This is a genomic window from Rhizobium sp. H4, assembly GCF_003013335.1.
GTDB classification, from domain to species: Bacteria; Pseudomonadota; Alphaproteobacteria; order Rhizobiales; family Rhizobiaceae; genus Rhizobium; species Rhizobium sophoriradicis.
Window position 1 is genome coordinate 186,005 of the sequence record NZ_PSOW01000001.1, and the last position, 24,512, is coordinate 210,516.

The 24,512-nt window shown below is 59.4% G+C and carries 26 protein-coding genes and 1 pseudogene; 9 read left to right on the forward strand and 18 right to left on the reverse strand.

The window, feature by feature from the left end; all coding sequences use genetic code 11:
• Positions 1 to 3: 3 nt before the first annotated feature.
• The 6 genes from C4N04_RS00935 to C4N04_RS00960 all read right to left on the reverse strand — a co-directional run bounded on the left by C4N04_RS00935 (position 4) and on the right by C4N04_RS00960 (position 4,437).
• Positions 4 to 546, reverse strand: coding sequence for a MerR family transcriptional regulator (locus tag C4N04_RS00935; protein WP_077993280.1), 543 nt, complete (start codon positions 544 to 546; stop codon positions 4 to 6).
• A gap of 151 nt (positions 547 to 697) precedes the next feature.
• A complete protein-coding gene (locus C4N04_RS00940; protein WP_009987526.1) occupies positions 698 to 1,036 on the reverse strand; it encodes an integration host factor subunit alpha in 339 nt (112 codons plus the stop codon).
• A 106-nt stretch (positions 1,037 to 1,142) separates the two neighbouring features.
• The gene (locus C4N04_RS00945) at positions 1,143 to 2,114 is read right to left on the reverse strand and encodes a beta-ketoacyl-ACP synthase III (RefSeq protein WP_106795259.1); all 972 of its coding nucleotides are present in this window, start codon (positions 2,112 to 2,114) and stop codon (positions 1,143 to 1,145) included.
• Between the two features lie 20 nt (positions 2,115 to 2,134).
• Positions 2,135 to 3,181: a phosphate acyltransferase PlsX gene (gene plsX, locus C4N04_RS00950; RefSeq protein ID WP_038692436.1), complete on the reverse strand. Its 1,047-nt coding sequence runs from the start codon at positions 3,179 to 3,181 to the stop codon at positions 2,135 to 2,137.
• Positions 3,182 to 3,280: 99 nt separating this feature from the next.
• The gene (locus tag C4N04_RS00955; RefSeq protein WP_038688112.1) at positions 3,281 to 3,835 is read right to left on the reverse strand and encodes a DUF177 domain-containing protein; all 555 of its coding nucleotides are present in this window, start codon (positions 3,833 to 3,835) and stop codon (positions 3,281 to 3,283) included.
• An 11-nt stretch (positions 3,836 to 3,846) separates the two neighbouring features.
• Entirely contained in the window at positions 3,847 to 4,437 is a 591-nt protein-coding gene (locus C4N04_RS00960; protein ID WP_077993430.1) for a ubiquinol-cytochrome C chaperone family protein, read from the reverse strand.
• A 184-nt stretch (positions 4,438 to 4,621) separates the two neighbouring features.
• Between C4N04_RS00960 and C4N04_RS00965 the strand changes: the two genes are divergently transcribed.
• Positions 4,622 to 5,155 carry an outer membrane protein assembly factor BamE gene (locus tag C4N04_RS00965; RefSeq protein WP_038688110.1) on the forward strand — a complete coding sequence of 178 codons (534 nt, stop codon included), beginning with the start codon at positions 4,622 to 4,624 and terminating at the stop codon, positions 5,153 to 5,155.
• A gap of 270 nt (positions 5,156 to 5,425) precedes the next feature.
• On the opposite strand, the gene C4N04_RS00970 is transcribed toward C4N04_RS00965, so the two are convergent.
• The 3 genes from C4N04_RS00970 to ribH form a co-directional block, all read right to left on the reverse strand.
• On the reverse strand, positions 5,426 to 7,564 hold the full coding sequence (locus C4N04_RS00970; protein ID WP_039619006.1) for a sodium-translocating pyrophosphatase: 2,139 nt from the start codon (positions 7,562 to 7,564) through the stop codon (positions 5,426 to 5,428).
• Between the two features lie 199 nt (positions 7,565 to 7,763).
• The gene (gene nusB, locus C4N04_RS00975) at positions 7,764 to 8,246 is read right to left on the reverse strand and encodes a transcription antitermination factor NusB (protein ID WP_039619004.1); all 483 of its coding nucleotides are present in this window, start codon (positions 8,244 to 8,246) and stop codon (positions 7,764 to 7,766) included.
• Between the two features lie 3 nt (positions 8,247 to 8,249).
• Positions 8,250 to 8,705 (reverse strand): 6,7-dimethyl-8-ribityllumazine synthase, encoded by a 456-nt coding sequence (gene ribH, locus C4N04_RS00980; protein WP_096762162.1) that lies wholly within the window; start codon positions 8,703 to 8,705, stop codon positions 8,250 to 8,252.
• 334 nt (positions 8,706 to 9,039) lie between these two features.
• Here ribH and C4N04_RS00985 point away from each other — a divergent pair, with 334 nt between their 5' ends.
• From C4N04_RS00985 to C4N04_RS00995, 3 genes are all read left to right on the forward strand, one after another.
• Positions 9,040 to 9,399 carry a hypothetical protein gene (locus C4N04_RS00985; protein ID WP_096762163.1) on the forward strand — a complete coding sequence of 120 codons (360 nt, stop codon included), beginning with the start codon at positions 9,040 to 9,042 and terminating at the stop codon, positions 9,397 to 9,399.
• 176 nt (positions 9,400 to 9,575) lie between these two features.
• Positions 9,576 to 10,079, forward strand: a complete 504-nt coding sequence (locus C4N04_RS00990) for a cupin domain-containing protein (RefSeq protein ID WP_038688104.1) — start codon at positions 9,576 to 9,578, stop codon at positions 10,077 to 10,079.
• 25 nt (positions 10,080 to 10,104) lie between these two features.
• Positions 10,105 to 10,620 carry a GNAT family N-acetyltransferase gene (locus tag C4N04_RS00995; RefSeq protein ID WP_096762164.1) on the forward strand — a complete coding sequence of 172 codons (516 nt, stop codon included), beginning with the start codon at positions 10,105 to 10,107 and terminating at the stop codon, positions 10,618 to 10,620.
• A gap of 100 nt (positions 10,621 to 10,720) precedes the next feature.
• Here C4N04_RS00995 and C4N04_RS01000 read toward each other — a convergent pair whose 3' ends face one another.
• From C4N04_RS01000 to C4N04_RS01030, 7 genes are read right to left on the reverse strand one after another with little or no spacing between them, the layout of a single operon-like run.
• Positions 10,721 to 11,599: a glycosyltransferase family 2 protein gene (locus C4N04_RS01000; RefSeq protein WP_096762165.1), complete on the reverse strand. Its 879-nt coding sequence runs from the start codon at positions 11,597 to 11,599 to the stop codon at positions 10,721 to 10,723.
• A gap of 44 nt (positions 11,600 to 11,643) precedes the next feature.
• A complete protein-coding gene (locus tag C4N04_RS01005; RefSeq protein WP_077993271.1) occupies positions 11,644 to 12,396 on the reverse strand; it encodes a class I SAM-dependent methyltransferase in 753 nt (250 codons plus the stop codon).
• A 3-nt stretch (positions 12,397 to 12,399) separates the two neighbouring features.
• Entirely contained in the window at positions 12,400 to 12,843 is a 444-nt protein-coding gene (locus C4N04_RS01010) for a GNAT family N-acetyltransferase (protein ID WP_096762166.1), read from the reverse strand.
• Positions 12,840 to 13,811, reverse strand: coding sequence for a hypothetical protein (locus C4N04_RS01015; protein ID WP_106795260.1), 972 nt, complete (start codon positions 13,809 to 13,811; stop codon positions 12,840 to 12,842). The genes C4N04_RS01010 and C4N04_RS01015 overlap by 4 nt, the downstream gene beginning before the upstream one ends.
• Complete coding sequence (locus C4N04_RS01020; protein ID WP_106795261.1) at positions 13,808 to 14,776, reverse strand: glycosylase; 969 nt, start codon at positions 14,774 to 14,776, stop codon at positions 13,808 to 13,810. Before C4N04_RS01020 ends, C4N04_RS01015 begins: the two co-directional genes overlap by 4 nt.
• A gap of 56 nt (positions 14,777 to 14,832) precedes the next feature.
• Complete coding sequence (locus C4N04_RS01025) at positions 14,833 to 15,537, reverse strand: WbqC family protein (RefSeq protein WP_106795262.1); 705 nt, start codon at positions 15,535 to 15,537, stop codon at positions 14,833 to 14,835.
• A gap of 11 nt (positions 15,538 to 15,548) precedes the next feature.
• Positions 15,549 to 16,655 carry a DegT/DnrJ/EryC1/StrS family aminotransferase gene (locus C4N04_RS01030; protein WP_106795263.1) on the reverse strand — a complete coding sequence of 369 codons (1,107 nt, stop codon included), beginning with the start codon at positions 16,653 to 16,655 and terminating at the stop codon, positions 15,549 to 15,551.
• A gap of 195 nt (positions 16,656 to 16,850) precedes the next feature.
• On the opposite strand from C4N04_RS01030, the pseudogene C4N04_RS01035 reads away from it, so the two are divergent.
• The 5 genes and pseudogenes from C4N04_RS01035 (at position 16,851) to rfbA (ending at position 22,261) form a co-directional block, all read left to right on the forward strand.
• Positions 16,851 to 18,862: pseudogene (locus C4N04_RS01035) on the forward strand (glycosyltransferase family 1 protein).
• Positions 18,852 to 19,430: a dTDP-4-dehydrorhamnose 3,5-epimerase gene (gene rfbC, locus C4N04_RS01040; protein WP_096762168.1), complete on the forward strand. Its 579-nt coding sequence runs from the start codon at positions 18,852 to 18,854 to the stop codon at positions 19,428 to 19,430. Before C4N04_RS01035 ends, rfbC begins: the two are co-directional and overlap by 11 nt.
• Before the next feature lie 6 nt (positions 19,431 to 19,436).
• On the forward strand, positions 19,437 to 20,489 hold the full coding sequence (gene rfbB / locus C4N04_RS01045) for a dTDP-glucose 4,6-dehydratase (protein WP_106795265.1): 1,053 nt from the start codon (positions 19,437 to 19,439) through the stop codon (positions 20,487 to 20,489).
• Positions 20,490 to 20,494: 5 nt separating this feature from the next.
• On the forward strand, positions 20,495 to 21,382 hold the full coding sequence (gene rfbD / locus C4N04_RS01050) for a dTDP-4-dehydrorhamnose reductase (protein ID WP_106795266.1): 888 nt from the start codon (positions 20,495 to 20,497) through the stop codon (positions 21,380 to 21,382).
• Between the two features lie 9 nt (positions 21,383 to 21,391).
• The gene (gene rfbA, locus C4N04_RS01055) at positions 21,392 to 22,261 is read left to right on the forward strand and encodes a glucose-1-phosphate thymidylyltransferase RfbA (RefSeq protein WP_106795267.1); all 870 of its coding nucleotides are present in this window, start codon (positions 21,392 to 21,394) and stop codon (positions 22,259 to 22,261) included.
• Between the two features lie 288 nt (positions 22,262 to 22,549).
• Here the strand turns inward: rfbA and C4N04_RS01060 are convergent, their stop codons facing one another.
• Complete coding sequence (locus C4N04_RS01060; protein ID WP_096762172.1) at positions 22,550 to 23,161, reverse strand: riboflavin synthase; 612 nt, start codon at positions 23,159 to 23,161, stop codon at positions 22,550 to 22,552.
• Positions 23,161 to 24,510, reverse strand: a complete 1,350-nt coding sequence (gene ribD / locus C4N04_RS01065) for a bifunctional diaminohydroxyphosphoribosylaminopyrimidine deaminase/5-amino-6-(5-phosphoribosylamino)uracil reductase RibD (RefSeq protein WP_096762173.1) — start codon at positions 24,508 to 24,510, stop codon at positions 23,161 to 23,163. Before ribD ends, C4N04_RS01060 begins: the two co-directional genes overlap by 1 nt.
• Positions 24,511 to 24,512 lie beyond the last annotated feature (2 nt).

Genomic DNA, 24,512 nt, shown 5'->3' on the forward strand with positions numbered 1-24,512 from the left:
TCCTCAGCGCACCTGATCGAGCAGACGCTTGCATTCGAGGAGATCGTAAAGCGCCTCCTGCAGCAGCGCCCTGTCTTCCTTGCCGACGCTCGACTTACCGACCGAGACTTCCGGCTGATCGTCGTCTCCGGCGACGAAGTTGAAGAACCGGCGGGTGATCGGCGGCTTGGCGCGGCCGACGATCTGGTCCTCCTCGGACATGCCGACGCGCGGCTCGCCCGATCCCATCTCCTGCACACCCGAGGCAAGTGCCTCGACGCTGGCGAGATCGCCGTGGCCGACCGATATGACAAACTTGTTGCCATTGGTCTTCAGAAGCTTCTGCACGCCCTTGATCGTATAGCCGTGATCATAGAGCAAATGCCGGATGCCCTTGAGAAGGTCGACATCTTCCGGCCGATAATAGCGACGGCCGCCGCCGCGCTTCATCGGCTTTATCTGGGGAAACCGCGTTTCCCAGAAGCGCAGCACATGCTGCGGCAGATCAAGATCGTCTGCGACTTCGCTGATGGTGCGAAAGGCATCGGGGCTCTTGTCCAACGTCATACTGCTACGCAACCTCGCAGGCTCGATCCAACGGCGACTCACCATATTTCAAAGGTTTGGCGCCGACAATTCAAGTCATGTGTCGACGTTGCGCACAGGCGATGGACGATGCGAGTGAAAAAAGGCCGTTCCGAGCAGGACCTAGCCGATATCAGAGGGCTGGGTTCTGTGGCTTCAGCTTCACCTTGCGAGAGACATGCGCCTTGAGGATGCGCGTCTTCAGCACGTTCGATGCCTTGAAGGTCATCACCCGGCGGGGAGAGATCGGAACCTCCTCGCCGGTCTTCGGGTTGCGGCCGATTCGCTCGTTCTTGTCGCGAACCTGAAAGGTGGCGAAGGAAGAAAGCTTGACGGTTTCACCGCGGACGATGGCATTGCAGATTTCGTCGATGACGGTTTCCACAAGTTCGGCGGATTCCGTCCGGGAAAGCCCGACCTTTCGGAAAACCGATTCCGCCAGGTCTGCTCGCGTCACTGTTTTTCCGGTCATGGTTTCCCCGCCCAATACAAATTATTTTGTGAAAGCGAAGGAAGAGTATTTGTCTTGCGCCCCACGGTCAAGCTCTTGTTCGCCGCCAGTTTTTTAGGATTCGTGCTTACCAGCGCAGCAGAACGGCGCCCCAGGTGAAGCCGCCGCCCATCGCTTCGAGCATCACGAGGTCACCCTTCTTGATGCGGCCGTCGCCGGCAGCGGTCGCCAGGGCGAGCGGGATCGAGGCAGCCGAGGTATTGCCGTGCAGATCGACGGTGACGACGACCTTTTCCGCAGCGATGTTCAGCTTCTTCGCCGAACCGTCGATGATGCGTCGATTGGCCTGATGCGGCACCAGCCAGTCAAGATCGTTGGCGGTGGTGCCGGTCGAATCGAACGCAGCCTGGATGACATCGGTGATCATGCCGACGGCGTATTTGAAGACCTCGCGGCCTTCCATGCGCAGCTTGCCGACGCTGCCCGTCGTCGACGGTCCGCCGTCGACATAGAGCTTGTCCTTGTGCGAACCGTCGGAGCGCAGGTGCGCGGTCAGCACGCCGCGGTCGGCAGACGTCCCCTCGCCTTCGGCCGCTTCGAGCACGATCGCGCCGGCGCCGTCGCCGAAGAGCACGCAGGTTGTGCGGTCGTTCCAGTCGAGAATGCGCGAAAAAGTCTCCGCGCCGATGACCAGAACGCGATTTGCAAGGCCGCCGCGGATATAGGCGTCGGCGGTCGTCACCGCATAAACGAAACCGGTGCAGACGGCCTGAACGTCGAAGGCGAAACCGTGGCTCATGCCGAGACGGTTCTGAATGTTCACCGAGGTCGCCGGAAAGGTGTTGTCAGGCGTCGAGGTGGCGCAGATGATGAGATCGATGTCGGCGGACGTCAGGCCGCCATTTTCGAGCGCCGCCCGCGCGGCAGCCTCGCCGAGCGAGGCCGTCGTCTCGTCGTCACCGGCCACGTAACGCTGGCGGATGCCGGTGCGCTGGACGATCCATTCGTCCGATGTATCGACGATGGCCTCCATGTCGCGATTGGTCATAACGCGCTTCGGAAGTGCGGCTCCGAACCCGCGAACCACTGAACGGATCATATTCGATTGTACCCCATCGCTCATGCCGCTTCCGGGCCCATCGGGGGCAGGCGCTTGGCATGATATTTCTTAAGATCGTTTTCTATTTTCTGATTGAGGCCGTTCTTGGCCATATCGTAGCCGACTTCGATGGCGGCGGCGATGCCTTCGGCATTGGCGCCGCCATGGCTCTTGATGACGATGCCGTTCAGGCCGAGAAACACGCCGCCATTGACCTTGCTCGGATCGAGCTTCTCGCGGAGCATGTCGAAGGCGCTCTTGGCGAAGAGATAGCCGATGCGGGCGAGCAGCGTGCGCGACATGGCCGCACGCAGATATTCGGCAATCTGCTTGGCAGTGCCTTCAGCGGTCTTGAGCGCGATATTGCCGGAGAATCCTTCGGTGACGACGACGTCGACGGTACCCTTGCCGAGATCGTTGCCCTCAACGAAGCCGGAATATTCGAGCGAATCGATGTTCGCCTCGCGCAACAGCCGACCGGCCTCCTTGACCTCTTCCTGGCCTTTCACCTCTTCAACGCCGACGTTCAGAAGTCCGATCGTCGGACGTTCGATCTCGAAAAGCGCGCGCGCCATAGCCCCGCCCATCAGGGCGAAATCCATCAGCTGCTGCGCATCGGCGCCGATCGTCGCGCCGACATCGAGCACGATGCTCTCACCCTTCAGCGTCGGCCAGATCGCCGCGATCGCCGGGCGTTCGATATTGGCCATGGTGCGAAGACAGAACTTTGCCATCGCCATCAGCGCCCCGGTATTGCCGGCCGAGACCGCGACATCGGCATCGCCCGTCTTCACCGCCTCGATCGAACGCCACATGGTGGAGATATAGCGGCCGCGGCGCAGCGCCTGGCTCGGCTTCTCTTCCATGCTGACCGCAAGCTCGCAATCGTGAAAGACCGATTTTTCCTTAAGTTTCGGAAACTTGGCGAGAACAGGATCGCACTGTTCCTTAAGACCGTAAAATACGAAGGAAATATCCGGATGCCGATCCAGCGCCTTGGCGGCGCCGGGGATGACAACCTGGGGACCAAAGTCGCCACCCATGAGGTCGAGAGATATTCTGATCACGCGTCCCTGATCCTTCTTTCCGCCGAGGGGCGAAATTTCGGCCAAAATACCGGTTTTGCCGTCGCATACAACTGAATTGTGCCAAACGCCAGAGTGGCTTCAGTCCTTTTTCCAGTCCTTGAGGACTGCGAAAGCCGAAGGCTTTTTGTCGTTCTCGCCGCTATCCTCGATATGACCTTCGAACTCGACGCCGTCCTTGCGCGGATAGGGGTCGATCGCAAGAGCGGCGAATTCCGCGACCACCTCGCCGGCGTCGATCGTATCGCCGACAAAGGTCTCGGGCAGATCAGGACCGTCGGGGTCGAGCAGCATTTCGCCGGCATCATTGCCGGGCTGCCGGGCAAGCTTGGAACCCTCAGGCACGAAGATCTGCTCGAAGGTTTCGTCGATGGCGGCTTCGACCGGTTCCAGCGTCACGACGCAGGACTGGACGATCTTCGCCTGTACCCGGCCCTTGACGCGCACGCCGTCGCGCTTCCAGCGGGCAATCTGCAGGTCGGCGCTGAGATTCTCGACGGAGACGACGCTCCAGGCCTCGGCAAGCGCCTTCAATTCGCTGGCGTCGGCCTCGATATGGACCTCGACGGGGTTGGCGGAGATATGGCCGACCTTCACGCGATAGGAGAAGGGAACATCGTCCCGATCGTTTTTCATCGTTTCCTCCTTCAGACAACCGGCGGCAGAGTTGCCGCGCCGCTGGCAATCATCTCCTCCGGAACGGCGGACAATTGGGCTTCGGCCGCCATCATCCAGTCGGCGAGGCCGGACAAATCGGCTGGGACGGGACTTTCGGGGTAGATATTGCGCTGGAGGGCAAGTGCGAGCGCTTCGCGATCGCCGGCATCCATCGCCTTCGAATAGGCTTCGAGCCGGCCGTAGAACATGCCGGCGAGCTTCTTCATGCGTTTCGGCACGCTGTTGTCGCCAATGCCGAGTTCGCGGATCGAATAGTCGATGTCCTGGAAAAAAGCGTCGACGATCTCCTGGGCGATTTCCTGACCGCTAACGGCGGAGGCGCGCGTGCGGCGAAAAAACAGAATCATCGCGATCGACAGCATTTCGAAACGGCCCATGACCGTATCCGGCACATTGAGCCGCTCATAGAGATCAGGCATGCGCGCGGCCGCCGTCAGCGCCGCATATTGCCTGTCAACGATCGCCTGATTGTTGTTTTTCTTGCGGAAGAGTCCGAAGATCATTGTTTTTTCCGGAAATGCCTCAATCTTCACGCCGGCTGGCGTCCGGCCTTGTTGCATGATTTCGAAAGCTGGTTTACCGAAGCAGGCGCGAATTGCAATGCCGATCGTGGCCAGTTTCGGGACGATGCCTTCGAGGCGTCGGCGGAACGAATTCGGGAATTCGACCCGGAATGGCCACAATGGTTTTGCAGGAGGAAGCGTGTAAAGCCCAAACGGCTGCTATCGACACTCAAGGGAGTAGATGTCGTTGAAGAAACGGTATTTCAAGTCTGACATGAAATTCTTCAGCAACGCGGCCATTGCCTTCATAATCGCCTCCACCACTGCTCTTTCGGGCTGCCAGACCGGCACCGTGCTCAATGGCGGATACGTCGCCGACCAGCAGTCGCTGGACCTCGTTCCAGAAGGCTCGAGCCGCGAGCAGGCGCTGCTTTCGCTCGGCACCCCGTCGACGACGGCGACCTTCGACGGCGAGGTCTTCTATTACATCTCACAGCGGCGCACGCGTTCGGTCGCCTTCCAGAAGCTGAAGGTCGTCGATCAGAGCGTTCTGGCGATCTATTTCGACAAGGACGGCGTCGTCAGCCGGCGCGCCAACTATACGCTGCAGGATGGCAAGGTGTTCGACACGATCGGACGCGTCACGCCGACCGGCGGCAAGGAACTCACCTTCCTACAGCAGATGCTCTCCGGCGGCAGCGCTGCGAGCGCCGCCCGCAGCCTGTTTGGCGGCGGCGCCGGCGGCACGCCGCAGAATCCGAGCAGCCTGCGCTGATCGGACAAGCTTCAACGACAAAACCCGCCGGATCGCTCCGGCGGGTTTTTTGTTGACAAACCTCGTGTTTTTACTCGGCGTCATCTTCGGCCCAGGAGATTGGACGCCCGCCCCTCATCCGGCTGCCGCCACCTTCTCCCCGTAAACGGGGCGAAGGGCGATAGTCGCACTCTTTCCGTCCCTTACCAACGTCTCGCATGGCACGTCCCCTCTCCCCGTTTTTACCGGGAGAGGGTTAGGGTGAGGGGCTGCCAGCCGCTGTTGCAGCCATCAACCGGCGAGAACGGCGAGCAGCAGAAGTGCCACGATATTGGTGATCTTGATCGCCGGGTTGACGGCAGGGCCGGCTGTGTCCTTGTAGGGATCGCCGACGGTATCGCCGGTAACGGAGGCCTTGTGCGCATCCGAACCCTTCATGTGACGCACGCCGTCCTTGTCGACGAAACCGTCCTCGAAGCTCTTCTTGGCATTGTCCCAGGCGCCGCCGCCCGAGGTCATCGAGATAGCGACGAAGAGGCCGTTGATGATGACGCCGAGCAGCGATGCGCCGAGGGCGGCAAAGGCGGAGGCCTTGGAGCCGGAGATCAGAAGCACGCCGAAATAGACGACGATGGGCGCCAGCACCGGCAGCAGCGACGGCACGATCATTTCACGGATGGCCGCCTTGGTCAGAAGGTCGACGGCCTTACCGTAATCCGGCTTTTCCGTGCCCTGCATGATGCCCGGCTTCATCTTGAACTGGCGGCGCACCTCCTCGACGATCGAGCCGGCGGCGCGGCCGACGGCTGTCATGGCGATGCCGCCGAAGAGATAGGGAATCAGGCCGCCGAACAGCAGGCCGGCGACGACATAGGGGTTCGACAATTCGAAGGAGATTTCGCCGATATTGGCGAAGTAGGGATATTGGTCGCCATGGGCGGCGAAATACCTGAGATCGTTGGCGTAGGCGGCAAAGAGCACCAAGGCACCGAGACCGGCCGAGCCGATCGCGTAGCCCTTGGTGACGGCCTTCGTGGTGTTGCCGACGGCGTCGAGCGCATCGGTCGACTTGCGCACCTCGGGCGGCAGATGCGACATTTCGGCGATGCCGCCGGCATTGTCGGTGACCGGGCCGAAGGCATCGAGTGCAACGATCATGCCGGCAAGGCCGAGCATGGCGGTGACCGCGATGCCGGTGCCGAAAAGGCCGCCGAGCTGATAGGTGGCGAGAATGCCGCCGACGATGACGATCGCCGGCAGGGCCGTCGACTCCAGCGAGACCGCAAGGCCCTGGATGACGTTGGTGCCGTGGCCGGTGACCGACGACTGGGCGATCGAAACGACGGGGCGTTTGCCGGTGCCGGTGTAGTATTCGGTGATGACCACGATCAGGGCGGTGACGACAAGGCCGACGAGACCGCAGATGAAGAGGTTGGTGCCGGTCACGTCGGCGCCGGCAACGGTGCCGAGCGAGCCCCAGCCGACGGTCAGCGAGGTGGCGGCACCGAGACCGATGATGGACAAGAGACCGGTGACGATGAGGCCCTTGTATAGAGCGCCCATGATCGAGCCGTTCGAGCCGAGCTTGACGAAGAAGGTGCCGATGATCGAGGTGATGATGCAGGCGCCGCAAATCGCCAGCGGATAGATCATCGCCGACTCGAGGATCGGCGCGCCGGCAAAGAAGATCGCAGCCAGAACCATGGTGGCGACAACGGAAACCGCATAGGTCTCGAAAAGGTCGGCGGCCATGCCGGCGCAGTCGCCGACATTGTCGCCGACGTTATCGGCAATCGTCGCCGGGTTGCGCGGATCGTCCTCGGGAATGCCGGCTTCCACCTTGCCGACGAGGTCGCCGCCGACATCGGCGCCCTTGGTGAAGATGCCGCCGCCGAGACGGGCGAAGATCGAGATCAGCGAAGCGCCGAAGCCGAGCGCCACCAGTGAATCGATGACGTCGCGCGAGCCGCTCTCATGGCCGAGCCCGACGGTCAAAATGGTATAGTAGATGGAGACGCCGAGCAGCGCGAGGCCCGCCACCAGCATGCCGGTGATCGCACCCGACTTGAAGGCGATGTCGAGGCCTGCGGAGAGGCTGGCGGACGCGGCCTGCGCGGTGCGCACGTTGGCGCGGACGGAGACGTGCATGCCGATGAAACCGGCAGCGCCTGACAGTACGGCGCCGATCAGGAAGCCGATGGCGGCCGTGGCGGAAAGAAGCAGCCAGGCTGCGATGAAGACGACGACGCCGACAAGGGCAATGGTGCGATACTGGCGCGTCAGATAGGCCTGAGCGCCTTCCCGGATATAGCCCGCGATCTCCTGCATCCGGCTGTTGCCCTGATCGGCGGCAAGCACCGACCGGGTTGCCCAGGCGGCATAGACCACCGAGAGCAGACCGCATGCGATTACGCATAAAAGAATGGTCATTTCGCTCTTTCCTCCCATAGGCCGGAGTTTACTCCTCCTCCGGCAGATACGCCGCCGAATCGCCTTTCCTCTCCACAGAAATGCCACAGCTAAGCGGTGCGGAGATTGCGTGGTCGATCACGTGGCGTCAAGACCGCAACGGGCGAAAACCATTGCGGCATGAAGAAAGAAACGGGAAGATGGTTTGGCGGCTAAGAGGTTACTTCTTCGCCTCGCTGCGAACCTGCTTGGCGATGCGGTCGAGCACGGCGTTGACGAGCTTCGGTTCGTCGTCATCGAAAAACGCCTGCGCGATTTCGACATATTCGGTGACGATGACCGCCACCGGAACGTCCTTGCGGTCAATGAGTTCGAAGACGCCGGCGCGCAGGATGGCGCGCACGGTGCTGTCAAGCCGCGACAGAGCCCAATCATCCTGCAACGCTGCCGCGATCAGCGGATCGAGGCGGACCTGATCGCGCACCACGCCGGAGACGATGGAGCGGAACCAGCCGGCATCGGCCTTCAGATAGGTCGCGCCGTCGATTTCCTGGCCGAGGCGGTGCGCCTCATATTCAGCGACGATTTCCAAAACGCCCGTGCCGCCGACATCCATCTGATAAAGCGCCTGAACGGCAGCAAGACGGGCAGCGCCCCGCTGGTTCGCAGTCTTGACCGGCCGTTCCGTCTTGTCGTCACTCATTCTTCATGCACCCAGTTTCTGCTTCAGCTCGATCATCGTCAGAGCTGCACGAGCGGCAAATCCGCCTTTGTCCTTGTCCGAGCGGCGAGCGCGCGCCCAGGCCTGTTCGTCATTTTCTACGGTCAGGATGCCGTTGCCGATGGCAAGGGACTCGCTGACTGCGAGATCCATCAGTGCGCGCGAGGATTCGTTCGATACGATATTGAAGTGGTAGGTCTCGCCGCGGATGACCATGCCAAGGGCGACATAGCCGTCATAATGTGTGCCGCCATTGTCGTCTCCATCGAGCGACATGGCAATCGCTGCCGGAATTTCCAGCGCGCCGGGAACGGTGACGACCTCAAAGGTGGCGCCGGCTTCCTGCAGAGCAAAGGTCGCGCCTTCGAGCAGCGCGTCGGCCATGTCGTCGTAAAAGCGGGCTTCAACGATCAAAATATGGGGAGCGGTCTCTCTCGGCATGGATTCACCTTCGTTGGCAGGACATTTTCCACTCGGCAGGCCGCGGTCAAAACATGCCTTCATCAGAATGGCAAGCACTTTCGCCCGATGCCGCAACGCCAAAGACGAAATATCGGCAAGGGGATAGCTGCACAGCCGCGCAAGGCTTTCAAACCAGTTTCCCCGGACGCTCGGAAAACGGCAATTCGAAGGCAATTTTCATGAAGAATTATTAATGGATTTTCAGTGGCTTAGCCCATTGAATCGGGAAGAGGACAATGCCAATTCCATGTCGTGACGCAGACGATCCCCTGCAACGACAGCCGACCGTCATAGCAGATGAAAGGATACAATCATGAAACGCATTGTCACACTCACCGCCGCCGCCGCCCTCTCCTCGCTTGCATTTGCCGGCGCCAGTCGGGCCGAAAGTCTTGGGATGAACACCGCCCAAGGCATCGAGCAAACGCTCAGGACCTTCCACGGCAATGATTTCAACGTCGAGCAGGTCCATAACTGGCGCAATCTCGATGATGAAACGACGGGTCCGCGCTCGGCGCCGGAACGCTCCGGTTATGCCATCCGCGGCATCCAGGCCTCGATCGACGCCAACAGGTCGCTTGCCCGCCGGCTCAACAATGAAGGCGTCGACGTCCGCAACATCGTCAATGCCGAACAGGCGGCTGACGGAAGCCTCACTTTCTACGTCCGCTAAGATTCCTGCGCATTGCCAGGGATAGAGAGTCTCGGCGCGTTCCATCCGACGCGCGGCGCTCGAAGCATGGGCGGCGGTCTCCTCTCCGCCCATGCCGGGGATTCCCGGATCAGCGCAGACGGGCATTGAATTTTCCGCCAAGATGATAGCTTCTCTTCCTGCAACAGGAGGACATCATGGCTAGGGAATCGAAAGCGGTGATCAATATCGCCGATCTCGCGCTCGACCACTGGAAACAGGGTGAATTCTATGAAGGCGCCGACGCCTCGTTCGGCGCACGTTTAGGTCTGGCCGGTCTCGGCATCAGCTATAATGAAGTGCCGTCGGGCAAATCGAGCTGCCCCTTCCACAATCACCACGTCGAAGACGAGCTTTTCTACGTGATCGCAGGCACCGGCGAATACCGCTTCGGCGACGAGCGCCATGCGATCAAGGCTGGCGACGTGCTCGGCGCGCCCGCCGGCGGCCCGGAAACAGCGCACCAGATCATCAATACCGGCACGGCGCCCCTTATCTATCTCGGCATCTCGACGATGGCGAAGACCGAGATCGTCGAATATCCCGATTCTGGAAAGTTTCTCGCCAAGACCAGCAGAGATGGCGCAAGGCCCGGGCGATTCCGCCATATGGGACGCGCGGAAAATCCACTCGATTACTGGGAGGGCGAACCCGGTGCCTGACGGCGCGGCTTCCGGAGGACCTGATGTGACCGACATTCCCACGCTCGAAACGCAGCGGTTGACGCTTCGCCCTCACCACCTCGACGATTTCGAAGTGCATGCGGCGCTGTGGGCGAACGAGGATGTCGTCCGCTTCATCAGCGGCGCGCCCTCGACGCGCGAGCAGAGTTGGGCCCGCATGCTGCGCATTGCCGGCATGTGGCATCATATGGGCTTCGGCTTTCTTGCGATCGTCGAGAAGGCCAGCGGCCGGTTCATCGGCGAAGCCGGATTTCTCGAAGCCCGCCGCGAAATGGAGCCGTCAATCGAGGGAACGATGGAGGTCGGCTGGGCGCTGATGCCGGTAGCCCAGGGCCGCGGTTATGCCACCGAGGCGCTGACAGCCCTGATCGGCTGGGCGGAAGCGCATTTTCCGGGAAAGGCAATGAGCTGCATCATCAGCCCCGAAAACGTGGCGTCGCTCAGGGTCGCAGCCAAGCTCGGCTTCCGCGAGACGGCGCGCGCGCAGTATAATGGCGAAGTCATTCAGTTTTCGCGTTAGGGAATTTCGTCAAGCGGACGGCGTAGCGCAGAGCATCCACCGCAGGGCCGAGGCTCGCGGAATGCGGAGTTGCGAATGCCCGAGAATGTGCCACCTTTCTTTACATCAGTGCTTCTTCAATTTGCGCAATTCTTGCTCCAAGCTGGGGGAACGAATTCTGCCAGTACCGGTAGATATTCAGCAGGTTTCGATATGAGGTAGTCAAGTCGCTTGCTGACAAGTAGCCTCTTTCAAACGCGAAATTTAGCACGTCCTCATAGTAAGTGATTGCATAAATGAACTTCCAGTTGACCTGTGGGTTCGACGTGGCGTTCTCATGGCGCCTGAAATAGGAAAGCGGGGTGGGATGGATGACGAAGTTGCCGAGCTGCGCCAGTTCCACCCATGCTGATAAATCAATCAACCCAGGAAAGAGATCGCCTTCCATCTTATACAATCGGAATTGACCATTGCTATCGAAAGCATCCTTCTTCCGAAATAAAGCCGTTGTGTACTCTCCAACTAGATTGACGTGATTGAGAGCCGTCAATCGCAAGAAGTCGTCGCCAGAAACGATCTTGAGGCTATCTCCGGAAGCGTTGAAGTGGTTGATGAAGCCAGTAGTATGATTTTTTCCGTCAATTAAATAACGCGGAGAAAATGAAAGACTCGTGTTTCTTTCCTTTGTCGATTCAAGCGCCTCTAGCAGGAACTGTATGCAGAAAGGGTGTAGCACGTCGTCATCGAACAGGAATTTGATGTATTCGCCGCTCGCGATTTCCACCAGCCTGCGCACATTGTTCTCGGGACCGGGATTCGGATTGCGGCTGTATTGGACAAACCTTTCGAAGTTCCGGCAGATCGCCTGGATTTCATCAGTCGGACAATCATCCGACACCAGAATTTCGACATCGGTGAAGCTCTGAGCCAACGCACTTCGTAGGCACAGTTCGAAATAGTCGGCCTTGTATGCTGGAATACAGATCGATACGCGCGGCATCGGACATCCTTGGAATTTAGAAGTCGAGTTCGGCAAAGCACAGCCTATTGCGCTCGGCCTGCTTCACACATGAGAAAGATGCTGGCGCAAAGATCGGGATAGACTTGCCCCAGCTGATAACAACCCTCCAGATATTCGCTGGAAATGATGTCGGTCTGAAGCAAACGATCCCACTGGAAATTTGCCAGAGCTTTGAAGAAAATGCCGGACCGATGCACGACGTTCAATCCTGCCAATCTTGCATCGCGCTCCAGGGTATCCAGTGAATATGTGATGCGGTGACCATGCTCCGCTTCCGCCTTCGTGATTGCGGAATTGTGGCTTATCAAACCCATTTTAACAGCGATCTGGCGGGACGGGGCATTCGCATTCGGGCATACCAGGAAGAGCCTACCACCCTCCGATAGCCATTCGTCATTGATGCGCTTCAGCACGCCTACCGGATCGTCCAAATGCTCAAGAACATGTGTCAGCAGGACATTGTCATAGCGCTTGGGAAGCTTCACGTCTTCGAACACGTCATTGATAAATGTCAGGCTGTCGCCCAGTTCGTTCTGCGCGACGGCTATTGCCTCATCGGAGGCTTCTACGCAGGTGATATCGTCGAAATAGGGAACGATCCTTTTCGTGAAATCGCCCCGGAAACTTCCAAGTTCAAGCAGGCTTCCGGTGCGGAAAAAGGGCATGAAAGACTTCAGCATATAATGGTGCATGACGTCAAAATCGAAGTTGTATGCGTAGCGATGATCACTAGCATCCTTGATTTCACTATTATAATCGCGCTTCTTCTCAGCCATCTTCTACCCCAAATCTCGCTTCATTGTCAGCATTGACTGTTCGCTATCCAGCACCACGAACCCATATCTGCGATAGACAGCGACGGCGGCAATGTTTTTCGCCTCGACCTCGAGGCGTATGGTTTCAAACCTCTTCTGCCTGGCCAAAGCCATGCTCCGTTCAAGCAACGCTCCCGCTATCCCCCTGCCGCGCCATTCTTCGAACACACTTAGATTCGTAATGAATCCCGATGTCTGTTGGGGATTGTTGCAATATATGGCCAGAAGCCCGACCAACCTACCGTCAGACCATGCCTCAAAGCGCTCGGCGTTGAGCAGGATTTTCAGCGCATAAGCGTCGATGTCCACGCGTGCGCGAAGCCCCTCGGCGAAATCAGTTCCGCATTCATTCAAGTGGTAGGCGATGTCGCTTGCCGAAGCGAGGTTGTGGCCCCAATCCGGCGTCATGAAGTACGTTCCAATATTGCAGCGCCGAATCCATGCCGGCCAAACTGGTTTCCGTTATAGAGGAGGTAAATTGACTCATCCGCCTCAAAGACGTGCGGATAGCACAACATGTCGGAATCCCATTCGCCGTCCGTTCCTTCAATCCCCAATTCAAGGTCATCGCGTGACCAGTTGATCAGATCGCGCGAATATGCGTGGCCGATTTGATAGCCGCGTTTCCTGTTAGTGCGAAAATCCGACGATTGCCGATAGCAGAAGAACATATGATAGCGATCTTCGATCCGGATGACGGTCGGCAGAGCTTGGCTTTCGTCGGCACCAAGCCGATCCGGTATGATCTGCCTGCCTTCCTCCTTCTGCCAATTGATGCCGTCGGGCGAGGTCGCATGACCAATTTTATAAGTGCGATCCGGAGGCGCGCCCGGCGAGTATTCTTTCCACCCAGTCCCGAAAATGTACCACATGTGAAAGATGCCATCGATGAACTTCACAAAGCCGTCGCCGACCAGGCACGGCTCCTTGAGAGACGCCGACAAGACCGGCCCATCGCCGATCCTCTTGAACGACATCCCGTCGTCATCACTAAAGGCAAGCCCGATTGCCGTATCGACCGAGACCGCAACCCTTCGATTCCAGCCGCATGTGTAGCCGTAGATCTTCCCTTCGTGTCGCATCACATTCATCGGGAAGATGCCATGCTCGTCAAAGCAACCGAGTTTGCCGAGTTCAATAACCGGCCTGTCGGAAACGCGAATGGCCCGCTCCAGAGTCTTATCCATATCGACGAAAGCGACATGGCTGAGATATTTGCCGTTCACGTCAGTTGCGCGCGTTGAGAAGTAGATTCGTATAAAGCCATCGAAAACGAGCGCCTGGGGCGACTGCGCAAACTCGACACAGCCTGCCGGCAGATGATGCAGCGTGGGATCAAAGATCTTGCCCAGCTTCTTCCATCGCATCTTGGTCATGCGTCACCAAGCTTTCCGTCGAGAACAGCAAGGCCGAAGCCGTTGCGCCCGACTTGATTGCCGAGATAGGCCATATAGGTCTTGCCATCCAACTCGAAGACATGCGGGTAGCTAACCATCTCATCATCCCAGCCTGTGTCGGACACCGTCAGCCCCGCTTTGCTATCGTCACGTTGCCAGTTGACCAGATCGTTGCTCGAGGCGTAGCCGATTCGGTATCCATTTTCCTTGCCGCGATAATTCGTGCTGTGACGATAGCAGAAGAACATGTGGTAGCGCCCGCCGGCAAAGATCACATCGGGGCTTGCCTGTGCCTCATCGGTCTCGACGACAGATTCGATCAGATCTCTGTTCGCTTTCGTCCAGTGCACGCCATCTTCAGAGGTGGCTAGACGGATTTTGTACACAGGCTCCGCACGCCCATCGGCCATGATCCACTTGGAACCAGAGATATAGAACAGGTACCACCGGTCGTTAAAACGCCGAATCTTGGGACCACTCAGGACGAAGGGTTCATCCGGCGAGTATGGCACGACGGGTCCATAACCCGCCTTAGAGAAGGTCCGGCCTTCGTCCGTGCTCAAGGCCAATCCTATACCGACGTTGAATGGCACGGATTCGCATCGAGTCCAGCCGGCATAGTAAGCGCGTATGAGGTCGCCATCCCTGGCTACGGAGATCGGATAAGTACCAAATTGATCGAATTCGCCGAGACCGCCCAATTCCAGGACCGGACGTTCGCTGATCCGTATGATCTTAAACAAGTCAGCCCTATCCACGTCAATATAAGCAGAATGCGAGACATATTGCCCGGCCTGATCTGCTGGTGGGCGGCAGGAAAAGTATATTCGCACAAAATCGTCAAAAAGCAGTGTTGCAGGCGCTTGAGCAAACTCCTTAAGCCACCGACGATCAGTCACCTCCTGCGGCGTAAAAACCTTGCCTAACTTCTTCCATTTGAACATTGCTTCACCGATTTCTTCTTCTTGGCAGACCGCCGAAAGGAAACACTCGTCCGCATCTAGGATTGAATGAGCTCATACGCACCCAGCATATTCCTCTGAATCTCTTCCACCGAATTGAACATGATGACATCCATAATTGACAGCCAGGGCACGAAATCAGCACCGAACTGAGAATATTCCACAGACTTCGACTTGATGAATTTCAGTTCTATACCGCGCGCAGCAAACGCGTCTTGAGAGTAAAGTTCCATACCCCCTATTGCATTCACATAGACCTCCGCGCCCGCTTTCTCGCAAAGTGCCAAAACCTTTTCCTGGGCCTTGAGATCGTGATTTATCGCTATTTCAGAGGAAACGGCGAAGTCTGTCCTGATGCCAAGGTAGCCGCAGATTTCCCTGATTGAGTTGAAAATATAGAAAAAAAGATTGTTGTCCGGGAAGCCTATCGCCTGCTCGATCACCGGGAAAGCACTGGAATAAAATGGCGCGCGTCGATAAGCGCCTTGAATTTGATTCAGCAGCTTGTTGCGAACGAAGTCCGGCGACAGGCTGCGTTCGTACACGTCTAAACTATCCGGCGCGGCCTTCAGCGGCAGAGAGAATGTGGCGTCCCGGCCGTCGCGCAACATGCGGTTTCGGTTAATCCAACCCTTTTTCGTGTATTTGATATTGTCGTAAACGATGAATTTATCGACCGCACTGATCAGCTGAAAGTAGCCAATGTAAGGAAAGAAATACGGCTGCATAATAGCCAGTTTCATTTCATCTACCCCTAAGAAGCAATGAGCGCGCAGACCTTGTCGACGATCTCCATTTCCATGTCGGGATAGATGGGAAGGCAGAGCACTTGTTTTGCAGCTTCGGTTGCGACCGGCAGATTCGCGGGCTGCGCGGAAGGCAGGCTGCGGTACATCGAAAAGCTTGAGATCAGCGGATAGAAATAACGGCGCGGATGAATGCCGTTTTCCTTCAGAAGCTCATAGAGCTCATCGCGCGAAATGGCATAGCCGGGGCGTACGAGAATCGGGAAATAAGAGAAGTTGGATACGGTCTCGCCGGAACGGTGCAGGCATTCTATACCCTCGACGCCGCGCAGACGCTCGCGGTATGCAGCGTCGATGAGCCCACGCCTTTCAAGGGCGAAGTTGATGTATTTCAGCTGCAACAGGCCGAGCGCAGCGTTGAATTCGCTCATTTTGCCGTTCGTGCCCGGCGCCACCACGGTCACTTCATCGACGTAACCGAAGTTCTTCAGCTGGTCGATCCGGGTCTTCGTCTTGACATCAGGGCAGATGATCGCTCCGCCTTCGAATGTGTTGAACACCTTCGTCGCGTGGAAGCTCAGAATGGAAAGGTCGCCGTGATTGAGAATGCTTCCCCGCTCGTCTTCCACGCCGAAGGCATGGGCGGCGTCATAGATGACCTTGAGATTGTAGAGATCGGCGATCTTCTGGATCGAATCGACGTCGCACGGGTGGCCGTAGCAATGCACCGGCATGATCGCCGTCGTCTGCTGCGTGATCGCCGCCTCGATCTTCGCCGGATCGAGATTGAGCGTCACCGGATCGATGTCGACGAAGACGGGCTTCAAACCGTTCCAGAGAAGCGAATGCGACGTGGCTACGAAGGAATAAGGCGTGGTGATAACTTCGCCCGTGACGCGGAGCGCCTGAAGCGCCGTCAGCAGCGCAACGGTGGCGTTGGAAAAGAGGCTGATGTGCTTCACGCCGAGATGGTTGCAGAGCTCCTGCTCCAGTAGCTCGTGGAACGGCCCGCCATTGGTCAGGATGCGATTGTTCCAGATCGCTTCCAGCGAAGGAATGAATTCTTCGAGCGGCGGCAGGCTGGGCTTCGTTACATAGATCTTTTCGTTTTTCATGACGCCGTCCGAGTTGGGCCCTATCAAGCAATTGGCCTGGCACGAACATCACGGCTTAACCTGTTCCCAAGCTGACCAGCGAAATTCCTGCCCAACAGTGTGGCGCAAGCTTCACGTCCAATAGTCGACACCCGAACCAGCCGAATGCTGTTTCGTGAGTCACGAAGACGGCGGCCATTCGCGAAGGACAATACCTTGACGATCAATCAGCCCATTTCCGCTCTACCGGCCGGTCTTCCTGATCTGGCGCTTCTCACGGAGAAGGCTGCCGGCACGGGATCCGTCATTATCTATCAGCCTTATCTCGATCCTTCGCAGCGCAGCCAGCTCGACGCGGCGGCCATGCCGTTCGACATCTCGTTCAATACGCAGGCAACGACCCGCGAATATGAACTCTTCCTCACTCTGCATCGGCATCACGAGGCGATCGGCCTCGGCGACGACGTGTTCTGGGGGCTACTTTCGAGCAAATTCGAGATGAAGTCGGTGACTAGCTTCCCGTCCTTCGTCACGGAAGGGGAAAAGGCCAGAGCGGAAGGGGCGGACGCCTATCTTTACAATCCGCTGATCGGCCACGCGGCGATCTACAGCAACGTCTGGGAACATTCGCTGCTTGGTGGTCACCCCGGCATGGAGCCGATCTTCCTGCATCTGCAGGAACTCGGCTATCCGATCGCGCCGCCGCAGGACAAGATTGCCTTCATGTTCTGCAACTATTTCTGCGGCAACCGGAAATTCTGGTCCGGGTATTTCGCCTTTTGCGAACGCATTCTCGAATCACTGGAAAACCAGGCGCGCGCCGGCACGCCGGCGGGCAACGCCTATTCCGGTACGGCTCACTACTCACGCGATGCCAACGCGAAGATGCGCCCCTTCGTGATCGAGCGTCTGCTCGGCCTTTATGTCCAGCAGGCTATCGCCTCCGGATTGAAGATCGCCGCCTTCGTACCGACCCTTGCCGATTTCGAATGGAAGTTTGGTGTCCGCCTCGGCAGAATGCTGCATGGCCTCTTCGCCGCCAAGGAAGCCTTTCTGCAGAGCCGTGACGACGCTCTCCTGACCGCGTGGCAGCAAGGCCGGCAACCGCTCATCAAGCAGCCGCATCTGATCTGGGGGGCTGATGACCCGCCCGGCTGGATGTCGCGCGGCCAATTCATCGGCGGCCGCGAATTGATGCGCGCCTATGCTCAGCACGCCTCAGGCGCCTCCCCGGTGCCGCAGCAGCCGGTGCGTACGGAAAGGACCGCTATACCGGCCGCGCCGACGATCGAGCAGCCGCTTGCCAACGCATTGCAGCCCTTTGCCGGCGGATGGCAGGCCCACAAGGATGGCCATTGCATCTGGATCGTGACGCCCGATAACTACAATCACAGCCACGCCTTCGACGAAGTCGCGCTCGGCCTGCAGGGCGCCTTCGAGGAACTCGGCGGTTCGGCACCGATCGTTAGGGACATGAACGAGTTCGCGGGCCGTGCGCCGATCATTTATGGCGGCAACCTGCTTCCGGCCGAAATCGTCGGCCATCTGCCGCAAGACAGCGTTCTCATCAACCTCGAGCAAGTGTCTGAAGAAAGCAGCTGGATCAATTCGCGCTATATGTCGATCCTGAGGGCGATGCCGGTGCTCGACTACAGCCCGCGCAACCGCGAAAACCTCGCCGCCAAGGGGATCGACCACGCCGGCGTGCTCGAAATCGGTTACAGCCGTTGCCTGAGCCAGATCCAGCACGCCCCCGTCAAAGATATCGATGTGCTCTTCTACGGCTCGATGAACGAACGTCGCCACCATATTCTGAAGACGCTGAAGGACGGCGGGCTGAAGGTCGCGCATCTCTTCAACATCTATGGTGCGGAACGCGATGCGGCGATTGCCCGCGCCAAGATCGTCATCAACATCCATCATTATGCGAGCGGCGTCTTCGAGATCGTGCGCATTTCCTACCTGCTCGCCAATCGCGTTTGCGTGCTGACGGAAGGCGACATCCGCGATCCGGACCTCCAGCCCTTCATCGGCGGCTTGGCAATTGAGCCCTATGACGACATGATCGAGCGCTGCTACAAGCTGATCGCAGATGCCGATGAGCGCGATGCCATTGCCGCAAAAGGCCTTGCGGCCATCCAGAGCCGCTCGCAGGCGGAGATGCTGATGAGCGTTATGAAGGCGCGCGCCTGATGAAAGCCGCAGAAAAGGTAAGTCATGCACATTGAGACCGCCGCCATCGAGGGCATTGTTGCAATCACGCCGCCACGTTTCGGCGATCACCGCGGCTACTTCTCCGAAGTATTCAAGGATGCCTGGTTCCGGGAAAATGTGGCCGACGTCACGTTCGTCCAGGACAATGAATCGCTTTCGGCGCAGGCCGGAACCGTCCGGGGGCTGCATTTCCAGATACCGCCCTTCGCACAGGGCAAGCTGGTGCGCTGCCTTGCCGGCCGGATCATGGATGTCGTCGTCGACATCCGCTTGGGATCACCGAACTTCGGCAAATGGATCTCTCAGGAGCTCTCGCCGGACACCGGCAAACAGCTCTGGATACCGCCCGGCTTCGCGCACGGATTCGCAACGATCGAGCCGAACAGCGTCATCAGCTACAAGGTAACCGCACCCTACAGCCCGCAGCATGATCGGGGCATCGCGTGGAACGATCCGGCGATCGGTATTCGCTGGCCCTTCGATGAGAGTGACATGGTATCGTCCGACAAGGACAAGACGCTGCCGCGGCTCGCCGATCTGCCAAGCCATTTTTCCTATTCAGCACAACAACCCCAGGATTGATCGACGATGCGCATACTGGTTACGGGCGGAGCAGGCTTCATCGGATCTGCATTGGTGCGCCATCTCGTCAGCGAGATCGGCGCCGAGGTGCTGAATGTCGACACGCTGACCTATGCCGGCAATCTGGCATCGCTGAAATCCGTCGAATCGGCGCCGAACTATCAATTCCTGCGCGCCGACATCTGCGACCGTGCCAGGATGCAGGAAGCATTCGCGTCCTTCCGCCCTGATATCGTCATGCATCTCGCGGCCGAGAGCCATGTCGACCGCTCGATCTCGGGCGCGGCTGATTTCATTCAGACCAATATTGTCGGCACATTCAGCCTGCTGGATGCCGCACGGCACTATTGGGGTGAGCTTGACGCTCGCCGCAAGAGCGCCTTCCGCTTTCTGCATGTCTCGACGGACGAGGTTTACGGCTCCCTCGGCGACGAGGGCCTCTTCGAGGAGAAGACGCCTTACGATCCGTCCTCGCCCTATTCCGCCTCCAAGGCGGCGAGCGATCATCTGGCGATCGCCTGGCACCGCACCTATGGTCTGCCCGTCGTTGTCTCCAATTGCTCCAACAATTACGGCCCGTTCCATTTCCCGGAAAAGCTCATTCCGCTGATGATCCTGAACGCACTCGGGGGCAAGCCTCTTCCGGTTTACGGCAATGGCGCAAATGTCCGCGACTGGCTCTATGTCGAAGACCACGCCCGCGCGCTCTACACAATCGCATCCAGAGGGCGCCCCGGCGAAAAATACAATGTGGGCGGCCGCAATGAGCGCAGGAACATCGATGTCGTTCACCGCATCTGCGCCATTCTCGACGGCGTCTACAGTGATAAGGCACCGCATTCGCGTCTGATCACCAACGTCACGGACCGTCCGGGACACGACGCACGCTATGCGATCGACGCCTCGAAACTCGAAAGCGAACTCGGCTGGAAGGCGCAAGAGACCTTCGAAACCGGCATCGAGAAGACCGTGCGCTGGTACTTGAATAACGAATGGTGGTGGAGGCCGCTGCGCGAAACTGTCTATTCCGGCGAACGCCTCGGCGTTTTCAAGGGGTGATAGCGATGCGCATTGCCGTCACCGGCAAACAGGGCCAGGTCGTCCAATCGCTGCTCAGACGCGGCGCCGAAACAGGCGTCGAAATCATCGCGGTCGGCCGCCCGGAAATGGACCTTTCGGATTCTGCATGCATTGCAGCCGCCTTCTCGGCTCTGCGGCCGGATGTGATCGTCTCCGCCGCCGCCTATACGGCGGTCGACAAGGCCGAGAGCGAAGCCGAGCTTGCCTTTTCCGTCAACGCGGCAGGCGCCGGCGCGGTTGCCGAGGCTGCCGCGCGGATCGGGGTGCCGGTCATCCACATTTCGACCGACTATGTCTTCAGCGGCGACAAGGCCTCCGCCTATTGCGAAGAGGATACGACGGGGCCCATCTCCGTCTACGGGCGTTCGAAGCTCGCCGGCGAGACGGCCGTCGCGGCGGCGAACCCGAACCATGTCATCTTGCGCACCGCCTGGGTCTATTCGCCGTTTGGCACCAATTTCCTGAAAACGATGCTGCGGCTTTCCGAGACGCGCGATCATCTTCGCGTCGTCGCCGATCAGTGGGGATGCCCGACCTCGGCACTCGACATCGCCGACGCGATTCTTGCGATCGCGACCCGTGTTGTAGCGGACCCCGCGCCATCGCTCCGCGGCACCTTTCACCTGACCGGCAGCGGCGAAGCAAGCTGGGCTGATTTCGCCGAAGAGATATTCGCGGCGCTACTTAAATCGGGCGGCAGAAACGTCGGCGTCGAGCGCATCCCGACGACGGACTATCCGACACCGGCAAAGCGTCCCGCCAATTCGCGTCTCAACGGCGACAAGCTCGCCAGAACATATGGAATCCGGCTCCCGGAGTGGAAGCAGTCCATGACAATCGTCATGCAAGGCCTTTTGAACAAAGGTCTTTAAGGAGAAAGCATGAAGGGAATTATTCTTGCCGGCGGCACGGGCACGCGTCTGCATCCGATCACGCAGGCCGTCTCGAAACAGTTGATGCCGGTCTACGACAAGCCGATGATCTACTATCCGCTGACGACGCTCATGCTCGCCGGCATCAGGGAGTTGCTGATCATCACGACGCCCCACGACCTCGAAGCCTTCAAGCGCCTTCTCGGCGACGGCTCGCAATGGGGAATTTCGCTGACCTATGCGGTACAGCCGAACCCGGACGGCCTCGCCCAGGCCTTCATCATCGGCGCCGACTTCGTGCACGGCGACAGTTCGGCTCTCGTTCTCGGCGACAACATCTTCTACGGGCACGGATTGCAGGGAATCATGAAATCCGGCACCAGCCGGCGGGAGGGCGCGACGGTGTTCGCCTATCACGTCACCGATCCGGAACGCTATGGCGTTGTCGGCTTCGACGAAAAGATGAATGCGCTGTCGGTCGAGGAGAAGCCGAAGGCGCCAAAATCGAACTGGGCGGTGACCGGCCTCTATTTCTACGACCAGCAGGTGGTCGATATCGCCGCCAACCTGAACCCGTCGCCGCGCGGCGAATTGGAAATCACCGATGTCAACCGCGCCTATCTCGAGCGCGGCCAGCTTTTCGTGGAACTGATGGGCCGGGGCTATGCCTGGCTCGACACCGGCACACCTGATAGCCTGCACGATGCCGCCGGTTTTGTCAGCACACTGGAAAAACGCCAGGGCTTCAAGATCGCCTGCCCCGAAGAAGTCGCCTGGCGCATGGGTTACATCTCGCAGGAGGACCTCGCCAAGCTCGCGGAGAAGCTCGGCAAGAGTGCCTACGGCCAGTATCTGACGAAGCTCTCGCCGGTTTGGTGAGTCTCGGCGGCCAGACGCGCTGTCCCTTTCCACCCGGCGCATAACACCGAAAATCGACGCGGACAGCCCCTCATCCGCCTGCCGGCACCGACCGGGGTCGAGCCACGCGTCTCGACCCGTCCTTCGGACCCCCGCTTGCGGTGCGAAGGGGATATGCCGCAACGTCTCCGTCCCTCGCCCAGTTCTCGCAGGGCACGTCCCCTCGCCCCGTTTACGGGGAGAGGGTTAGGGTGAGGGGCAGCCATCGGCTCGAACCGGACATTAGGAAACCGGTACAGGGCTTTCGATTCAGGCGCTCGGGAATTCAGCCAGCCGGGCAGCGTAACGTGCCATGGTGTCGACTTCGAAATTGACGAAATCGCCGGCCTGGCGCTCGCCCCAGGTGGTGACTTCAAGCGTGTGGCGGATGAGCAGGACGTCGAAATCGGTGCCGTCGACCGCATTGACCGTCAGCGAGGTGCCGTCGAGCGCGATCGAGCCCTTGGGGGCGACAAATTTTGCCAGATGTTCGGGCGCCCGCAGGCGGTAGCGGGTGGCGTCGCCTTCCGATGTCACCGAGAGGATTTCCGCCTTGCCGTCGACATGGCCGGAAACGATGTGGCCGCCGAGTTCATCGCCGATTTTCAGCGACCGTTCGAGATTGATGCGGCTGCCCTCCCGCCAGGCGCCGATCGTCGTCAGCCGCAGCGCCTCTTCCCATGCCTCGACCTCGAACCAGCGGCCGTTGCTGCCTTCATCAGGAAGTGCGGTGACGGTCAGGCAGATGCCGGAATGGGAGATGGAGGCGCCCATGTCGATGGTCGAGGGATCGTAGGCGGTGGCGACCCGCAGCCGGATGCCTTCCTTCAGCGGGGAAACGGATTCGATCGTGCCGATATCAGTGACAATTCCGGTGAACATCAACTCTCTCTTTCATATTCATCCAGGCGATCTGCGCCGAATATTCGCGTGCCCATGTGGGCGAAACCGGATGGTATGTCGGTTGCATCAAACGGCGATTCAATACCGTCCGCGCCGATGGTGACGGGCGCCTGGTAAAGCTGGATGCGGTCGACGAGACCGGCTTCCAGGAAAAGCCGCGCCGTCTTGGCACCGCCCTCGACCAGAAGCGAAGAAATGCCGCGTGTCGCAAGCGCCGGCAGCAGGATTTCCGGATGATAGGGATTGCAATAGACGATCTCGACGCCGGCAGCTTCGAGTGCGGCGCGACGGGAGTCCAGGTCGGTGGCATCGGCGGGTGCGGTACCCCCCTCTGCCCTGCCGGGCATCTCCCCCACAAGGGGGGAGATCGGCTGGGGGCTAGCGCCTTGCGCTACATTCCCTGAAGTCGATTTGTTGCTAACAGGAGCGAGGGAATTCGGATCCCGCCCCTTGCCGACCTCCCCCTTTGTGGGGGGTTCGAAGGACGGGTCGAGACCCGTGGCTCGACCCCGGTAGTCCGCCAGGACAGAGGGGGGTAAACCCTCCGCATCCGCCGACAAAGGCCACACTTGCTCGCTCGCCACCAAGATCACCGGCACGTCCCGCGCCGTCGCAACCAGCTTGCTCGTCAGCGGCAAGGCCAGCGACGGATCGAGCACGATGCGGATGGGCGACTGCGCCTCCAGACCCGGTGTCCGCACCGTCAGCAACGGATCATCCGATATGGCGGTGCCGATACCGACCAGGATCGCGTCGGTTTCGGCGCGCAGCGCCTGTACCTCGGCGCGGGCCTCCGGGCCGGTGATCGCCACCTGTCCCTCCCCTGCACGGCCGATCATACCATCGGCAGAAACGGCAAGCTTGAGAGTCACATAGGGCCGGGACTTCGTCTGGCGGGTGAGATAACCGGCCAGCGAACGCCGGCCCTCGGCTTCCAGCACACCTGCATCAACCTCGATACCTGCGTCGCGCAGCATGGAAATGCCGCGGCCGGAAACCCGCGGATCGGGATCGGTGACGCTGATGACGACGCGGGCGACGCCAGAGGCGATCAGCGCCTCGGCGCAGGGCGGCGTCTTGCCGTGATGCGAGCAGGGTTCGAGGGTCACATAGGCGGTGGCGCCGCGGGCAGCCTCGCCGGCTTCGGCGAGCGCCTGCGGCTCGGCATGCGGGCGGCCGCCGAGGGCGGTGACCGCCTGACCGACGATGACGCCATCCTTGACGATCAGGCAGCCGACGGAGGGGTTGGTGGCGGTGCGGCCGAGATGCCGGCGCGACAGGCGGATCGCCGCCGCCATGAAACTCTCGTCATGCGGCGTGACGCTCATGG

Coding starts and splice junctions, on each gene's coding strand:
- C4N04_RS00935 (WP_077993280.1), bottom strand. CDS start 546: ATGACGTTGGACAAGAGCCCCGATGCCTTTCGCACCATCAGCGAAGTC.
- C4N04_RS00940 (WP_009987526.1), bottom strand. CDS start 1,036: ATGACCGGAAAAACAGTGACGCGAGCAGACCTGGCGGAATCGGTTTTC.
- C4N04_RS00945 (WP_106795259.1), bottom strand. CDS start 2,114: ATGATCCGTTCAGTGGTTCGCGGGTTCGGAGCCGCACTTCCGAAGCGC.
- C4N04_RS00955 (WP_038688112.1), bottom strand. CDS start 3,835: ATGAAAAACGATCGGGACGATGTTCCCTTCTCCTATCGCGTGAAGGTC.
- C4N04_RS00960 (WP_077993430.1), bottom strand. CDS start 4,437: ATGCAACAAGGCCGGACGCCAGCCGGCGTGAAGATTGAGGCATTTCCG.
- C4N04_RS00965 (WP_038688110.1), top strand. CDS start 4,622: ATGTCGTTGAAGAAACGGTATTTCAAGTCTGACATGAAATTCTTCAGC.
- C4N04_RS00970 (WP_039619006.1), bottom strand. CDS start 7,564: ATGACCATTCTTTTATGCGTAATCGCATGCGGTCTGCTCTCGGTGGTC.
- nusB (WP_039619004.1), bottom strand. CDS start 8,246: ATGAGTGACGACAAGACGGAACGGCCGGTCAAGACTGCGAACCAGCGG.
- ribH (WP_096762162.1), bottom strand. CDS start 8,705: ATGCCGAGAGAGACCGCTCCCCATATTTTGATCGTTGAAGCCCGCTTT.
- C4N04_RS00985 (WP_096762163.1), top strand. CDS start 9,040: ATGAAACGCATTGTCACACTCACCGCCGCCGCCGCCCTCTCCTCGCTT.
- C4N04_RS00990 (WP_038688104.1), top strand. CDS start 9,576: ATGGCTAGGGAATCGAAAGCGGTGATCAATATCGCCGATCTCGCGCTC.
- C4N04_RS01000 (WP_096762165.1), bottom strand. CDS start 11,599: ATGCCGCGCGTATCGATCTGTATTCCAGCATACAAGGCCGACTATTTC.
- C4N04_RS01005 (WP_077993271.1), bottom strand. CDS start 12,396: ATGGCTGAGAAGAAGCGCGATTATAATAGTGAAATCAAGGATGCTAGT.
- C4N04_RS01010 (WP_096762166.1), bottom strand. CDS start 12,843: ATGACGCCGGATTGGGGCCACAACCTCGCTTCGGCAAGCGACATCGCC.
- C4N04_RS01015 (WP_106795260.1), bottom strand. CDS start 13,811: ATGACCAAGATGCGATGGAAGAAGCTGGGCAAGATCTTTGATCCCACG.
- C4N04_RS01020 (WP_106795261.1), bottom strand. CDS start 14,776: ATGTTCAAATGGAAGAAGTTAGGCAAGGTTTTTACGCCGCAGGAGGTG.
- C4N04_RS01025 (WP_106795262.1), bottom strand. CDS start 15,537: ATGAAACTGGCTATTATGCAGCCGTATTTCTTTCCTTACATTGGCTAC.
- C4N04_RS01030 (WP_106795263.1), bottom strand. CDS start 16,655: ATGAAAAACGAAAAGATCTATGTAACGAAGCCCAGCCTGCCGCCGCTC.
- rfbC (WP_096762168.1), top strand. CDS start 18,852: ATGCACATTGAGACCGCCGCCATCGAGGGCATTGTTGCAATCACGCCG.
- rfbB (WP_106795265.1), top strand. CDS start 19,437: ATGCGCATACTGGTTACGGGCGGAGCAGGCTTCATCGGATCTGCATTG.
- rfbD (WP_106795266.1), top strand. CDS start 20,495: ATGCGCATTGCCGTCACCGGCAAACAGGGCCAGGTCGTCCAATCGCTG.
- rfbA (WP_106795267.1), top strand. CDS start 21,392: ATGAAGGGAATTATTCTTGCCGGCGGCACGGGCACGCGTCTGCATCCG.
- C4N04_RS01060 (WP_096762172.1), bottom strand. CDS start 23,161: ATGTTCACCGGAATTGTCACTGATATCGGCACGATCGAATCCGTTTCC.
- ribD (WP_096762173.1), bottom strand. CDS start 24,510: ATGAGCGTCACGCCGCATGACGAGAGTTTCATGGCGGCGGCGATCCGC.